12 protein-coding genes and 1 pseudogene are annotated in these 13,841 nt (G+C 72.0%); 9 read left to right on the top strand and 4 right to left on the bottom strand.

Translation table 11 applies throughout. The features are described 5' to 3' along the window. The first annotated feature begins 19 nt into the window (after nucleotides 1-19). A complete protein-coding gene (locus ACN6LB_RS22560; RefSeq protein WP_445027505.1) occupies nucleotides 20-952 on the top strand; it encodes a glutaminase in 933 nt (310 codons plus the stop codon). Nucleotides 953-974: 22 nt separating this feature from the next. Here ACN6LB_RS22560 and ACN6LB_RS22555 read toward each other — a convergent pair whose 3' ends face one another. Beyond that, nucleotides 975-1,739 carry an alpha/beta fold hydrolase gene (locus ACN6LB_RS22555; protein WP_445027504.1) on the bottom strand — a complete coding sequence of 255 codons (765 nt, stop codon included), beginning with the start codon at nucleotides 1,737-1,739 and terminating at the stop codon, nucleotides 975-977. A 162-nt stretch (nucleotides 1,740-1,901) separates the two neighbouring features. Here ACN6LB_RS22555 and ACN6LB_RS22550 point away from each other — a divergent pair, with 162 nt between their 5' ends. From ACN6LB_RS22550 to ACN6LB_RS22540, 3 genes are all read left to right on the top strand, one after another. Further along, the gene (locus ACN6LB_RS22550) at nucleotides 1,902-2,891 is read left to right on the top strand and encodes a phosphotransferase enzyme family protein (protein WP_445027503.1); all 990 of its coding nucleotides are present in this window, start codon (nucleotides 1,902-1,904) and stop codon (nucleotides 2,889-2,891) included. A 101-nt stretch (nucleotides 2,892-2,992) separates the two neighbouring features. After that, the gene (gene mptB / locus ACN6LB_RS22545) at nucleotides 2,993-4,381 is read left to right on the top strand and encodes a polyprenol phosphomannose-dependent alpha 1,6 mannosyltransferase MptB (RefSeq protein ID WP_445027502.1); all 1,389 of its coding nucleotides are present in this window, start codon (nucleotides 2,993-2,995) and stop codon (nucleotides 4,379-4,381) included. A 38-nt stretch (nucleotides 4,382-4,419) separates the two neighbouring features. After that, entirely contained in the window at nucleotides 4,420-5,859 is a 1,440-nt protein-coding gene (locus ACN6LB_RS22540; protein WP_445027501.1) for a glycosyltransferase 87 family protein, read from the top strand. A gap of 11 nt (nucleotides 5,860-5,870) precedes the next feature. Here the strand turns inward: ACN6LB_RS22540 and ACN6LB_RS22535 are convergent. The 3 genes and pseudogenes from ACN6LB_RS22535 to ACN6LB_RS22525 form a co-directional block, all read right to left on the bottom strand. Further along, nucleotides 5,871-6,791, bottom strand: a pseudogene (locus tag ACN6LB_RS22535) (D-alanyl-D-alanine carboxypeptidase family protein); the annotation flags it as partial. A gap of 124 nt (nucleotides 6,792-6,915) precedes the next feature. Continuing rightward, nucleotides 6,916-8,058: a transcription termination factor Rho gene (gene rho / locus ACN6LB_RS22530; protein ID WP_445027500.1), complete on the bottom strand. Its 1,143-nt coding sequence runs from the start codon at nucleotides 8,056-8,058 to the stop codon at nucleotides 6,916-6,918. A 472-nt stretch (nucleotides 8,059-8,530) separates the two neighbouring features. Beyond that, the gene (locus tag ACN6LB_RS22525; RefSeq protein ID WP_445027499.1) at nucleotides 8,531-9,025 is read right to left on the bottom strand and encodes a MarR family winged helix-turn-helix transcriptional regulator; all 495 of its coding nucleotides are present in this window, start codon (nucleotides 9,023-9,025) and stop codon (nucleotides 8,531-8,533) included. Nucleotides 9,026-9,149: 124 nt separating this feature from the next. Between ACN6LB_RS22525 and ACN6LB_RS22520 the strand changes: the two genes are divergently transcribed. From ACN6LB_RS22520 to ACN6LB_RS22500, 5 genes are all read left to right on the top strand, one after another. Beyond that, nucleotides 9,150-9,995 (top strand): alpha/beta fold hydrolase, encoded by an 846-nt coding sequence (locus tag ACN6LB_RS22520; RefSeq protein WP_445027498.1) that lies wholly within the window; start codon nucleotides 9,150-9,152, stop codon nucleotides 9,993-9,995. Between the two features lie 98 nt (nucleotides 9,996-10,093). Further along, the gene (locus ACN6LB_RS22515) at nucleotides 10,094-11,347 is read left to right on the top strand and encodes a cytochrome P450 family protein (protein WP_445027497.1); all 1,254 of its coding nucleotides are present in this window, start codon (nucleotides 10,094-10,096) and stop codon (nucleotides 11,345-11,347) included. Between the two features lie 115 nt (nucleotides 11,348-11,462). Next, nucleotides 11,463-12,200, top strand: a complete 738-nt coding sequence (locus tag ACN6LB_RS22510) for a nuclear transport factor 2 family protein (RefSeq protein ID WP_445027496.1) — start codon at nucleotides 11,463-11,465, stop codon at nucleotides 12,198-12,200. Then, on the top strand, nucleotides 12,197-12,538 hold the full coding sequence (locus ACN6LB_RS22505) for a YciI family protein (RefSeq protein ID WP_445027495.1): 342 nt from the start codon (nucleotides 12,197-12,199) through the stop codon (nucleotides 12,536-12,538). Before ACN6LB_RS22510 ends, ACN6LB_RS22505 begins: the two co-directional genes overlap by 4 nt. Continuing rightward, on the top strand, nucleotides 12,535-13,800 hold the full coding sequence (locus ACN6LB_RS22500) for an RNA polymerase sigma factor (RefSeq protein WP_445027494.1): 1,266 nt from the start codon (nucleotides 12,535-12,537) through the stop codon (nucleotides 13,798-13,800). Before ACN6LB_RS22505 ends, ACN6LB_RS22500 begins: the two co-directional genes overlap by 4 nt. Nucleotides 13,801-13,841 lie beyond the last annotated feature (41 nt).

The raw sequence follows: 13,841 nt of genomic DNA, 5'->3' as shown, positions 1-13,841 counted from the left end.
GGACCGGAGGGACGGCACAATGGTGATCATGTCTCCGTCGCTGACCTTCCAGCCGGTCCTGGAGCGCATCGCCACCGAGATCGCGCAGACCCCCGGCCGCGGCCGGCCCGCCGACTACATCCCGGCGCTGGCCGCCCGCGACCCGCGCAGCTTCGGCATGGCCGTCGCCGAGCTCGACGGCACGGTGTACGGCGTGGGGGACTGGCGCAACCCGTTCTCCACCCAGTCCCTCACCAAGGTGTTCACCCTCGCCCTCGACCTGGCCCGCGAGAGCGACGAGCTGTGGGAGCACGTCGGCCGCGAGCCCTCCGGCAACCCGTTCAACTCTCTGGTCCAGCTGGAGTACGAGAACGGCATCCCGCGCAATCCGTTCATCAACGCGGGCGCCCTCGTCGTCACCGACCGGCTGCAGACCCAGACCGGCGACGCGGCGGGCACCCTGCTGGAGTTCCTGCGCACCGAGAGCGGCAACTCCGCGCTCACCTTCGACAAGGACGTGGCCGCCTCCGAGGCCGCGCACGGGGACCGCAACGCGGCGCTCGGCCACTTCATGGCGTCCTACGGCAACATCGACAACCCGGTACCGGTCCTCCTGGAGCAGTACTTCCGCCAGTGCTCCATCGAGGCGTCCTGCGCCGACCTCGCCCTGGCCACCGGATTCCTGGCCCGGCACGGCATCCGCGCCGACGGCTCCCGGCTGCTCACCCGCAGCCAGGCCAAGCAGGTCAACGCCGTGATGCTCACCTGCGGCACGTACGACGCGGCCGGCGACTTCGCCTACCGCGTCGGCCTGCCCGGCAAGAGCGGCGTCGGCGGCGGCATCATCGCGGTCGTCCCCGGCCGCTGCACGCTGTGTGTGTGGAGCCCGGGCCTGGACCAGCGTGGCAACTCGGTGGCGGGTGTCGCCGCCCTGGACCGCTTCACCACACTGACCGGACTGTCCGTGTTCTGAGCGCCCGCGCCCACCCCGGCGGTCAGCCGAGGAACTCGGTCACCGCCGGCATGAGCAGCTCCGTACGCCGCATCAGGGCGATGTGCGTGGTCGCGGGCAGCACCGCCAGCCGGGCGTCGGGAATGAGGCCCTGCATCTCGGCGGCGTGCTCGACCCGTACGAAGTCGGTGTCCCCCACGACCAGCAGCGTGGGCATCGCCAGCCCGCGCAGGTCGTCGGCGCTCCAGGGCAGCGGGGCGTGCGCCGCGGCCGTGCACCTGCCGAGGAAGTCCTGGAAGTGCTCGGGATGGGGCGCGACGGCCGCGTAGGCCTCGGCCATCTCCTGGAAGTCGGCCTCGCTCGGCAGCCTCGGCGAGGTGTAGTCGGGTGTGCGGACGTCGTCGTGGTAGCCGTCCTGGGCGTACTGCGTGGAGGCGAGCACGAGCTTGCCCACCCGCTCGGGGTGCCGTACGGCGATCTCCAGGGCGGTCAGTCCGCCGAGGCTGAAACCGAGGAAGTCCGCCTGCCCGATGCCGAGTTCGTCGAGCAGCGCCACCACGTCGGAAGCCAGGTTCGGCACGGTCATCGCCCGCTCCGTGTCGGCGGTGCGGCCGTGGCCCTGAAGCTCCGGAGCCACCACACGCCTTCCTGCCGCAAGGGCGGGCAGCACCGCCGCGAAGGACAGGCCGATGGTCAGCACGCCGCCGTGCAGCAGGACGAGCGGACGCCCGGTGTCGTGCTCGGCGCCGTGGATCTCGTAGTACATCTCCAGGCCGTTGACCTTGGCGTAGGCGGAGGTGTTCGCCATCGTCATCACGTCCGTTCTGTGGAGTGGAAGGGCCGGTGGAAGGGGGATACACGGCAGACCGGCCGCACCCGCGGAACTCATCGCCGCGACGGAGCCGCTCGCCCGTGGATCACTCCCGGGCTTATAGTCAACGCCGGTCATCAGCACCCGAGAGGCATCTGTATGCACGACACAGCCGACTTAATCGCGAAGACCTACGCGCTGGGCGCCGGACCGTGGACGATCCGGTCCGTCACCCGCGGCGCCCTGGGCCAGATCTGGAAGCTCTCCGGAAACGGCTCCTCATGGGCGGTCAAGGAACTGCTCTTCGGCTGCGACGAGGAACAGGTCGAACGGGAGGCCGCACTGCGGCAGGCCGCGGAGAGCCTGGGCATCGTGTCCCCGCGGCTCATCCTCAACCGGCAGGGCGCACACGTCTCACGGCTCGGCCCGTCCTCGGACGGGTCCGACGGATCCTTCGTCAAGTTGTACGACTGGATCGACGGCACCAAGACGGACGCGTCCGATCCGGAGATCCTGGACTGGTTCGGCGGGGCCATGGCGCTCCTGCACACGGCGGGGGAGGGCACGAGCGAGCCGCCGGACGCCTGGTACGAGCAGTGCCCTCAGGACGCCGACTGGAAGAAGCTCCACGAGGAGGTCCAGCGGGCCGGGCTGCCGTGGTCGGACGAGCTGGGCCGGTTCATCGCCACGTCCGCGGCGGAGCTGGCCCGGTGGGTGACCCCGGCCGATCCCGGCGACCTGGTGACGTCGCATCTCGACCTGCAGCCGCAGAACGTTCTCGTCCGCAAGGACGGGCCGGTCCTCCTCGACTGGGACAACGCCGGGCCCACCTCCGCGGAACGCGAACTCGCGCGCGCCCTCTACGTATGGTCGGGCGGCAGCGACGCGGACACCGGGTCCGCGCGGCGACTGATGCGGGCCTATCGCGGCGCCGGAGGCGGTGCGGTGATCAAGGGGCCGGAGTCCTTCGCGATGCTCTTCGCCACGGACCTGAACTACATCCGTGTACAGGCCGAGTGCGCCGTCGATCCGGCCGTGACGCCCGCGCAGCGCGAGTTCGGGAGCAGCCAGGTGGTCGCCTGCCTGCGCCGCCTGCCGGACCTGGCGGCGATCTCCCGGCTGACCGCGGCGGTACAGGACGTGGGCTGACCGAGCACCGATCACACGGAGGTCACACGCAGGCCGTCGCCCCGAGGGGAGTGTGTCGCTTTCCGGTCATCCGGCGTTGACACGCTGCCCGAGTGTTGGCCATGGCTTTTCCCGTCGATCTACGCCGCTGCCAGGCCCTGGGCCTGGTCGGTACAGCCGTGCTCGCGCTGGGAGGTGAGACGGCCGGGGCCCTGCCGGTCCGGGAGCTGCTCGCGCCCGCCTCCGCGCGCGCCGCGCTCGGCGTGGTCGGCGTGTACTTCGGCGTCGTCCTGCTGATCGCCGCCTGGGTCCTTCTCGGCAAGGTCGTACGCGGCCCCGAACCACCCTCCGTGCGCGCCCTGTTGGCCGTGCTCGCCGTGTGGACGGCGCCACTGCTGCTGGCGCCGCCGCTGTTCAGCCGGGACGTGTACAGCTATCTCGCGCAGGGCGCCATGGTCGACGCACACCTCGACGTCTACGCACACGGACCGGCGCAGCTCGGCGGACCTCTCGTCGACGAGGTGGCGCCGATGTGGCGGCAGACCGCGACACCGTACGGCCCGGTCTTCCTCGCCGTCGCCTCCGCGCTGTCCGGCCTCACCGGGGGCGACCTGCCGGCCGGGCTGCTCGGCATGCGCCTGGTGGCCCTGCTCGGTGTGGCGCTGATGGCGGCGGCGCTGCCCCGCCTCGCCCGGCACAGCGGCGCCGACCCGGCCGCCGCACTGTGGCTGGGGGCGCTCAACCCCCTTGTGCTGCTGCACCTGGTGGCCGGGGCGCACAACGACGCCCTCATGCTCGGCCTGCTCGGCATCGGGCTGGTCGCCGCGCGCGGCCGCCTGCATGTGCTCGGCGTCGTCCTCGTCACGCTGGCGGCGCTGGTCAAGGCACCCGCCGCGCTCGGGCTGCTCGCGGTCGTCGCGCTGCGCGGCCGCCGGGGCCTGGCCGGAACCCTCCTGATCACGGCAGGTGTCGCCCTGGCCACGACGGCGGCGGCCACTGCCGTGGCAGGCACCGGCTACGGCTGGATAGCGGCCCTGAAAACCCCGGTCTCGCCGCACAACTGGGCACCCACCAGCGTGCTCGGTCGCGCCACCGGCGCCCTGCTCCACGACCTGGGCAGCGGCCTCGCCCCACTGGCCGTGCCGCTCTGGCAGGCGGCCGGTCTCACGGCGACCGCACTGCTCCTGCTGTTCATCTGGCTGCGCCTCAAACCCGGCCCGGTCCACGCCCTGGGCCTGAGCCTCGCTGCCCTGGCCGCACTCGGCCCAGCGATCCGGCCCTGGTACGCCCTGTGGGGCCTGTTCCTCATCGCCGCCGCCGCGCCCGGCCGGGCGACCCGCCCGCGCGTCGCCGCCGCGATCGGCGTCCTGGCTCTGGCCGTGGTGCCGGGCGGCGGCTCGGCGGATGTCGATCAGGTCGTACTTGCGGTCTCCGGGGGCGCGCTCGCCGCGGTGGTGCTCTGGCAGGCCCAACAGGCGGCGCAGGCACCGGTGTTGGGACGGACCGTATGAGAGCAGTGCTCACGGGGATCGGTGCCAGGGCGGGTCGCATGAGAGGACCTCGCGTCGCACTCGCGGGTCATACGGGCACGGATCGCGGCCGGTTGCTCCTGCTGCTCGGCCTCGCCGCCGCTGTCACCCTGTTCACCGCGACCGTGCCCCTGCTGCGTGACTGGTTCGACCTGCGCGTCTACTACGGCGCCGTGGACGCGTGGGCCCGCCACGGCGGCCGGATCTACGACTACCGGGTCCCGGGGACGACGTACGGCTTCACGTATCCGCCGTTCGCCGCCCTCAGCATGCTGCCGATGAGTGTGCTGGGGCTGGACGGGGCGATCGTGGTCTGCCTGCTGCTCAACCTTGTCGCGACGGGCACGGTGGTGTGGATTCTGGTCGGCCCCTCGCTGCGCCGCTACGGCTGGTTCGGGTTCGGCCTGGCGGGCTGTCTGCTGGCGCTGTTCGAACCTGTTCGGGACACGTTCAGCTTCGGGCAGGTCAACCTGCTGCTGCTGGCCCTCGTGCTCGGTGACGCGTGGCTGCTGTCCACCGGCAGGGGCAGATGGGCGGGCGTCGGCATCGGTCTGGCCGCGGCGGTGAAGCTCACGCCCGTGCTCTTCATCGGGCTGTTGCTGCTCGCCCGGCGCCGGCGCGCCGCCGGGGTGGCCACGGCCACCGCCGCCGTCGCGACCGCGCTTGCGGCGTGGGCGGCGCCGGACGCCTCGCGCTTCTACTGGACCGACGCGGTGTGGGACACCACCCGCATCGGCCGTCTTGGCTATGTCTCCAACCAGTCCCTCCAAGGTGTGCTGGCCCGGCTCGCGCAGCCGCACGAGCCGAGCCGGGCCGTCTGGGCGGTGGCAGCCCTCGCGGTGCTGTGCGTGTGGGCGTGGCGGGCGCACCGCGCGGTGGCCGCCGATGACTGGATGGCCGCCTTCGCTCTCACCGGACTCGCTGCCTGCCTGGTCAGCCCCATCACCTGGGTGCATCACCTGGTCTGGCTGCTGCCGTCCTTCGCCGTGCTGCTGCACCGGCACCGGCCGTGGACCGCCGCCGTCCTGTACGCGGTGCTGTGCAGCAGCGTGGTGTGGCTGTGGTTCCACGACTCGTCCGGAATCGACGGCTTCCTCGGCAGCAACACGTACACATGGATCACCCTCGGGCTGCTGCTGCGACTGCCCGTCGGTCAGTCGCGTGTGCCCCGGCCGCCCCTGAGCCGCAGCGCCAGCGCCACGCCCCCCGCGCCCAGACCGGCCGCGCACCCGATACCGGCCGCCGCCGCCCAGCCGGCTCCGTCACCCGCGGACAGCGACGCGGCCGCGGCCGGGGTCGGCGTCGGTGTCGGTGTCGCGTGCAGCGCGGCGGGCCCCGACCGGGGCACGGCCCGCGAGTTGACGAGCGACCCCACCGGGTCGACCCGTCCGGCCGCCCCGAAACCCCAGTCGAGCAGCGAGCGGGCCTCCTCGTACACGGTGAACCCGCCGCCCGCCTGAGGGTTCATCACCGTGACGACCAGGGTGCGCCCGCCCCGCTTCGCGGCGGCGACGAGCGTGTTGCCCGCGTTGGTGGTGTAGCCGTTCTTGACGCCGATCAGCCCGGGGTAGCGCTCCACGCCGTCGGCGCCGGTCAGCAGCCGGTTGGTGTTCTGGATGCCGTACGACCAGGTGCCGCCGCCGGGGAACTGCGCCTCGGCCGTGGAGCAGTACCGCGCGAAGTCCGCGTTGGCGAGACCCGCCCGTCCGAACACCGCGAGGTCGTACGCGGAGGAGACCTGCCCCGGCGTGTCGTACCCGTCCGGGGAGATGACGTGCGTGTCGAAGGCACCCAGCGTGCGGGCCTTGGCCTGCATCCGTACGGCCGTGGTGCGCCAGCCACCGTTCATCGCGGCCAGTACGTGCACGGCGTCGTTGCCGGAGTTGAGGAAGACACCGCGCCACAGATCGGACACCCGGTAGGAGTGCCCCTCGGCGACGCCCACCAGGCTGCTGCCGTCGCCGATTCCCGACAGCTCCTGCTCGGTGACGGTGTGCCGCAGGCCGCCGGGCAGCCCCGGCAGCACGGTCAGCGCGAACAGGGTCTTCAAGGTGCTCGCGGGCGGCAGCTTGCGGTGCGCGTCGTGCGCCGCGAGCACCGCACCGGTGCGGGCGTCCGCCACCAGCCACGACAGGGCGGAGACCTCGGGCACCTCGGGCGCGCCGGCCCGGGGCCGCACCTGTGTGTTCGACCGGTAGAGGGAGGGCGGCTGCGAGGCGGTGGGTCTCGGTGCACCCGGGTCCGTCGTGGCCCGGGCGAGGGCCGGACTCGGCGCCAGGGCCAGCGCGCCGGCCACGCACACGGCGGAGCAGGAGACGGCGACGCGGGTGAAGGAGGCCCGGGAGGCGGTGGCCCGAGGGAGGCCGGCGCGGAATGAGAATCCGATGGTCATACCGCCAACGTAGGAACGGACACGGCGTACACCGGGCTGCCAGGGCCGAGTGAAGGGATTCCAGCACCCGGATGCCGCACGCGAGGGGTGCCCGACCGGGTGCAGGGGCGCGGCCGACGGGCCGTCAGGAGGCGGGCAGCGTGGGATGGACCTGGCGCAGGAAGGTGGCGTTGTCCGGCGTGGCGCGCATGCGCTCCAGGAGGGTTTCGAGGTTCGCCTGTCCGTCCCGTGTCTGCAGGGCACGCCGCAGTCCGCGCATGGCGGTCAACTCGGCTGCGGGCAGCAGGAGTTCCTCGCGGCGGGTGCCGGAGGGGGTGATGTCGACGGCAGGGTAGAGGCGCCGGGAGGCGAGGGTGCGGTCGAGGCGGAGCTCCATGTTGCCGGTGCTCTTGAGCTCCTCGAAGAAGAAGTCGTCGGCTCGGGAGCCGGTCTCCACCAGCGCGGTGGCGAGGATGGTCAGCGAGCCGCCCTCCTCGGCGAGGCGGGCGGCGCCGAACAGCCGCTTGGGGCCTTGCAGCGCGCTCGCGTCGACGCCGCCGCTCAGGGTGCGGCCACCGGAGGCGGCCGCGTTGTTGTGGGCCCGGCACAGCCGGGTGAGGGAGTCCATCAGGATGACGACGTCCTCACCCTGCTCGACGAGCCGCTTGGCGCGCTCGATGACGAGCTCGGCGAGCGCGATGTGCTGCTTGGGCGTCTTGTCGAACGTCGAGGCGAAGACCTCGCCGCGCACGGAGCGCCGCATGTCGGTGACCTCCTCGGGCCGCTCGTCGAGCAGCATCACCATCAGGTGGCATTCGGGGTGGTTGCCCGCCACGGCAGCGGCGATCTGCTGGAGGAGCACGGTCTTGCCGGTCTTGGGCGGGGCCACGATGAGGCCGCGCTGACCCTTGCCGACCGGCGAGACCAGGTCGATGAGGCGGGTGGACACTCCGCCCGCCGGGTGTTCCAGGCGCAGCCGGTCGCGGGGGTGCAGCGGGGTGAGGTCGCGGAAGTGCGGTCGGCGCTTCAGGTCTTCGGGCGTACGGTCGTTGATCCGCTCGACCTCGGCCAGGGCGCGGGGCCCGCCGCGGACGCCTTCGACGCTGTCGCCCTTGCGCAGGCCGTGGCGGCGGATGAGCGCGGCGGAGACCTGGAGGTCGTTCGGCGCGGGCAGGCAGCTGTCGGCGGCCCGCAGATACCCCTGCCCGCCCTGCGCGATGTCGAGGACACCGGAGACCTGGGCCGGGAGCTGCTGCTGTACGGGAGGGTGTTCGAGTGTGGTGGTCATGGTGATCGGTCCTTTCAACGGACGGAGTCATGAGGGAAGGAGGGGAAGGCCGGGGGAGGCGGCGTGCTCACGCCCCCGTGCGGCGAAGGACAGCACCTCGGCTGCGACGAACGACGGGAACTGCCCGAGTCCGTGCTCACGAGGTGGTGCGAGGAAGCTGGACGGCCGGTCGGGATACGACGGGCGTGTCAGCGAGAAGAAGTGGAACTAGCACCGGCGCCCGAGACGGGGCGTACACAAGTGCTATCGGCACTGTACCACGCGGGGGCCCGGTGGAATGGTGATGTGCGCCTCAGGGGCTCGTCGCTCGTGCGCAGCCGGCGGATGAGCGGACCCGTCCCCGATCGGGGCGTCGGTGACGTCGTCCAGTTTCGTTCATGTGCGGCCCAAGTGGTCGTGGCGCAGCAGCAGTTCGCCGACCTCCTCATGGCGCAGGGCTGCGGACGCGGTGGGCGCGCCGGGTGGCGAAGGTCTACGGCTCTGTCGCGTGCCCACGTGACGACCCGCCGGTCGGGCTCTCGCGCAGCCGGTCGAGAACGGTGGGGGAGAGGCGGGCGGCCAGCTGCTCCAGCAAGGAGACCGTCTCGGCGACGGTGTCCTCGTCGTCGGTGCCGAGGGCGGCGGCGAGCGCGTCGTCGATCGGGGTGGTCGCGACCTCGGCCCGGCGCCCGGAGATCTCGGGGGACTGCCGGATCAGGGTGCGCCTGCGGTCGGTGGGGTCGGTTGCGGCCAGCACGGAGCCCGTCTCCCTGAGACGTGCCACGCAGGCCGAGACGGCACTCTGAGGCAGTCCGGTGCGCGCGGCGACCTCGCCGACCGTGGTGTCCGGGTGGGCGTAGACGTCGAGCATCACGATCAGGACGGACCGTGTGCTCGTGGAGCGCGGGCCGACGCCCTCGGTGGGGATGGCCTCCTCGCCGATCTTCATCAGGGTCCGACCGAGGAGGAAGAGTTCAGCTCCGTTCATGGCGGCAGATTACATCGAGTCAGATACATCAAAAATGATGCATCACTCTTGATGCATCATTTTTGATGAAGTACGTTCGATGTCGAAGCCCCGCACCGCACCCACCCTGTAACGGAGGACCACCATGAGCACTGCCGCGAACGCCGCCAGGACCGCCACCCTCGCCGTCCCTGGTGCCACGCTCCACTATGAAGTGCGCGGCTGCGGCCCCCTGTTGCTCGTGTCGCAGAGCGGCGAGGGGGATGCCAACCGCAGTGACGCGATGGTCGATCACCTCGTCGACACCTGCACCGTGGTGACGTACGACCGCCGGGGCCTTTCCCGCAGCGTTCTCGACGACCCGGCCCGGGGCGCGACCCTCGACGACCACGTCGACGACGTACACCGGCTGCTGGCCGAACTCACCGACGAGCCCGCGCTGATGGCCGGATGCAGCATGGGCGCCCTCATCGGGCTGCGGCTCGCGCTGCGGCACCCGGAACAGCTGAGCACACTCGTCGCGCACGAGCCCGCCATTCCGGGACTGTTGCCCGACGCCGAACGGCTGCACGCCCAGGAAGAGTTGGACGAGATGCGTGCCATCTTCCAGCGGGACGGCTGGATCGCCGGAGTGAAGAAGATCGGCGAGATCCTCGGCATCGACCCCGCCCGGCAGGAACTGGAGCCCGGCGCCAGGCTCGCCCCCTTCGACGCGTCGCGCGAGCCCAACTTCACCTTCTTCATCGAGCATGACGCGCCGACCATGACCCGGGCCGAGCTGAGCGCGCAGGAGATCAAGGCGCTCGCCTCGGGCCCCGTCCGCATCGTGCCCGCGGCCGGACGCACCACCCCGCGCACCGTCTTCGACTACCGGTGCGCCGAGGAGCTGGCCGCCGGACTCGGCACTGAGCTGCTGCACCTCCCCGGCGGGCACAACGGCAACCTCACTCACCCCAAGGGCTTCGCCGAGTTGCTGCGCGCAGCGCTGTGAGCAGGCAGAATCACCGGCGTACGACCCAGGACGCCAGGACCTGAGGCGTACGCCCGACTCGGCACCACAGGCCGCAGACCGCAGACTGGAGAACACCGGTGGACGTCTCGCCCGGCACGCCGCATCGTCTGGACCCCGCCGGAGGCTGCCCGCACGCCGACAACGCGCGGCTGCTCGCGCGCGGAAGTGTCGCGCCCGTGGTCCTGCCCGGAGGCGTGGAAGGCATGGCGGTGCTCGGGCACGACACGCTGAAGGAGTTCCTCGCGCACTCCGAAGTCGCCAAGGGTGCCGAGCACTTCACCGCACTGCGGGAGGGCCGCATAGCCGCCGGATGGCCGTTGATGACCTTCGCCACCGTACGCGGGATGACGACCGCGGACGACGAGGACCACCGGCGGCTCAGATCCCTGGTCAGTACGGCGTTCACGCCCCGTCGGGTGGAGCGACTGCGGCCGTGGATCGAGGAGTTGACCGATCAGCTGCTCGACGACCTCCGGCGCGCGGCGGACGGGAACAAGGGGGTCGCCGACCTGCGCCGGAACTTCGCGCTGCCCCTTCCGATGGGTGTCATCGGTGAACTGCTGGGCGTCGACGCCGAGTTCCGCGACCGGCTGCACCATCTGTCCAGCCAGGTGGTGGCCACCGACATCGGCCCCGAACAGGCCGTGGCCGCCAACCGTGAACTGGTAGCCGTCCTCGCCTCGGTGGCCGCCGCGCGGGCCGAGCGACCGGGCGACGACCTCACCAGCGCGCTGATCGCCGCCCGGGACGAGGAGGGCGACCGGCTCAGCCAGGAGGAACTCCTCGGCACCCTGGTGCTGATGATCATCGCCGGGCACGAGACGACCCTCAACCTCATCACCAACGCCGTCCGCGCGCTGTGCGGCCACCGCGACCAGCTGGAGAGCGTGCGCAACGGCAGGGCCGACTGGTCGGACGTGGTCGAGGAGACGCTGCGCTGGGACGCCCCCGTCAGCTACTTCCCCTTCCGCTACCCGGTGCGCGACCTCACCCTGGACGGGACGGTGATCCCGAAGGGCACACCCGTGCTGGCCGGTTACTCGGCCGCCGGGCGCGACAAGGACGCCCACGGCCCGGACGCCGACCGCTTCGACGTGACCCGGCCCGCCCGTCCCGGCACCGCCCGCCACCTCTCCCTCGGGCACGGCGCCCACTACTGCCTGGGCGCCCCGCTCGCGCGACTGGAGACCACCATCGCCCTGGAGCGGCTGTTCACCCGCTTCCCCGACCTCGACCTCGCCGTCCCCGAGGCGGAACTGACGCGCCACTCCAGCTTCGTGGGCAACAGCGTGCGGACCCTGCCGGTACGGCCGGGAGTTTCCGGGCTCTGACCTGCGGCTGCCGCGCCAGAGGTGGGAATCTCACTTCCGGCGCACTGGATGTGTCGATTCGGCGCCGGCCCGTTCGTCGGTGAACGTCAGGACCCAGTGAGCTCCGGGAGGAACCATGAAGTACATGCTGCTGGTCTGCGGCGACGACACCGCCGACGCCTCGGGCATGGCGCCCGTCCAACCGTGGGTGGAGGAACTCGCGCAGCGCGAGGTGCGGCTGCACGGCCACCGCCTCGCCGTGCCCGCCGACGCCGTCACCGTCCGCGTGCGCGATGGTGAAGTGCTGCGCACCGACGGGCCGTTCGCGGAGACGAAGGAGTACGTCGCCGGATACGACATCCTCGACTGCGACAGTCTGGAGGAGGCGGTCGCGGCGGCGGCGAAGCACCCCGTGGCGACCATCGGAGCCATGGAGGTGCGCCCCTTCTGGGGCGACGAGGGCGAGGACGCCGAGAAGCAGATCCGCCACCTCGACAAGGAACTCACCCTCGCCCTGCGCGAGCGGAACATCGAACGTCACCTGGCCTGCTACACGCCCGACGCCGAGGTGGTGCACGCGATGAGCGGGCTGGAGGAAGGCATCGACGCCCTGCGCAAGGCCCAGGAGCGGTTCTTCGCCACCGTCACCGGGCCCGTGGAGCGCGAGGTGCTGGAATTCCGCCTCCGGGTCGACGAGAGCGTCGCCTTCAGCCATGGCGTCGTACGGATCCGCGCGACGCTCACCACCGGTGAGCCGCTCACCGGCGTGGCACGGGTGACCACCGGCTACCGCGCCGTCGCCGACCGGTGGCTCATCGACCACGAGCACGCGTCGGTCCCCGCCGACCTCGGCATCAGGGGATCGGCGTCATGAAGTACGTCCTGTTCCTCTGCACCTCCGTCGGCGGTGAGGAACCCGGCCCCGACGCGATCGTCGACGACGCCCGCCTCACCGCGTACGCCGACCAGGTGCCCGGCCTCGACCTGGGCCGGGGCGGAACGCGTCTGCGGCCCTCCACCGACGCCACCACCGTGCGCGTCGAGAGCGGTGAAGTGCTGCTCAGTGACGGGCCGTTCGCGCAGGCCGAGGAGTACATCGCCGGAATCGACATCGTCGAGGTCGCCGACCTCGACGAGGCCCTCGCCCTCGCCTCCCGCCACCCCGCCGCCCTCGACGGCGGCTCGGTGGAGGTACGGCCGGTCTGGGAGTGAACGAGAACCCGGCGGCGAACGACGTCGAGGACGCGGTCGCCGCCGCCTTCCGCGCGGAGTGGGGCCAGGTCGTCGCCACCCTGATCAGGGTGACCGGCGACTGGGACCTCGCCGAGGAGTGCGCGCAGGACGCCTTCACCCAGGCACTGGACCGGTGGCGGCGCGACGGCGTCCCGCACCGCCCCGGCGCCTGGCTGACCACGACGGCGAAGAACCGCGCCCTCGACGTGCTGCGCCGGCAGGCGGTGGGGGCCCAGAAGCTGCGGGAGGTGGCCGTGCAGGCGCGCCACGAGGGGCCCCACGACCCGGAGTTCGAGGACGACGACGGGCTGCACGACGACCGGCTGCGGCTGATCTTCACCTGCTGTCACCCGGCACTGCCCATCGAGGCCCGGGTGGCACTGACGCTGCGCACCCTCGCGGGCCTGACCACGCCCGAGATCGCCCGCGCCTTCCTTGTCCCCGAGGCGACGATGGCGCAGCGGCTGGTGCGCGCCAAGCGGAAGATCCGCAACGCCGGCATTCCCTACCGCGTGCCGCCCCCGCATCTGCTGCCCGAACGCACCACGGGCGTCCTCGGTGTCGTCTACCTCCTCTTCAACGAGGGGTACGCCGCCACGTCCGGCGTCGATCTGGTGCGCAGGAACCTGTGTGCGGAGGCCATCCGACTCGCCCGCGTCCTGGCCCACTTGATGCCGGACGAGCCCGAGGTACTGGGCCTGCTCGCGCTGCTCCTGCTGCACGACGCCCGCCGGGACACCCGCGTCGACGCGGCGGGGGAGCTGGTGACCCTGGAGGACCAGGACCGTACGGCCTGGGACCGGCCCGCCATCGACGAGGGCGCCGCTCTGCTGGAGACCGTGCTGCGCCGCGGCCGCCCCGGTCCCTACCAGATCCAGGCCGCCATCGCCGCCTGCCACACCACCGCTGCCACGGCCGCGGACACGGACTGGGCCGACATCGCCGCGCTTTACGGCGAGCTGGCCCGCTTCGTGCCGTCCGCCGTGGTGCGGCTGAACCGCGCGGTCGCGATCGGTATGTCCGAGGGCCCTGCCGCGGGGCTCGCCCTGGTGTCGGAACTGGAGCAGGAGGGCGACCTGGCCGGTTACCACCTGCTGTCCGCCACCCGCGCCGACCTGCTGCGCCGGATGGGACGCCCGGCGGAGGCGGCCGAGGCGTACGGCCGGGCGCTGGAGCTCGTGGAGAACGAAGCGGAGCGCGACTTCCTCGAAAAGCGGCTCGCGGAGTGTCGATCGGCGTAGGACCCGTTCGTCGGTGGGGTGCAAGACCCCCTACGACACAG

This window comes from Streptomyces sp. SAS_270 (assembly GCF_052543295.1).
This window is presented reverse-complemented; position numbering and strand designations above follow the sequence as displayed.

Coding starts and splice junctions, on each gene's coding strand:
- ACN6LB_RS22560 (WP_445027505.1), top strand. CDS start 20: ATGGTGATCATGTCTCCGTCGCTGACCTTCCAGCCGGTCCTGGAGCGC.
- ACN6LB_RS22555 (WP_445027504.1), bottom strand. CDS start 1,739: ATGGCGAACACCTCCGCCTACGCCAAGGTCAACGGCCTGGAGATGTAC.
- ACN6LB_RS22550 (WP_445027503.1), top strand. CDS start 1,902: ATGCACGACACAGCCGACTTAATCGCGAAGACCTACGCGCTGGGCGCC.
- mptB (WP_445027502.1), top strand. CDS start 2,993: ATGGCTTTTCCCGTCGATCTACGCCGCTGCCAGGCCCTGGGCCTGGTC.
- ACN6LB_RS22540 (WP_445027501.1), top strand. CDS start 4,420: ATGAGAGGACCTCGCGTCGCACTCGCGGGTCATACGGGCACGGATCGC.
- rho (WP_445027500.1), bottom strand. CDS start 8,058: ATGACCACCACACTCGAACACCCTCCCGTACAGCAGCAGCTCCCGGCC.
- ACN6LB_RS22525 (WP_445027499.1), bottom strand. CDS start 9,025: ATGAACGGAGCTGAACTCTTCCTCCTCGGTCGGACCCTGATGAAGATC.
- ACN6LB_RS22520 (WP_445027498.1), top strand. CDS start 9,150: ATGAGCACTGCCGCGAACGCCGCCAGGACCGCCACCCTCGCCGTCCCT.
- ACN6LB_RS22510 (WP_445027496.1), top strand. CDS start 11,463: ATGAAGTACATGCTGCTGGTCTGCGGCGACGACACCGCCGACGCCTCG.
- ACN6LB_RS22505 (WP_445027495.1), top strand. CDS start 12,197: ATGAAGTACGTCCTGTTCCTCTGCACCTCCGTCGGCGGTGAGGAACCC.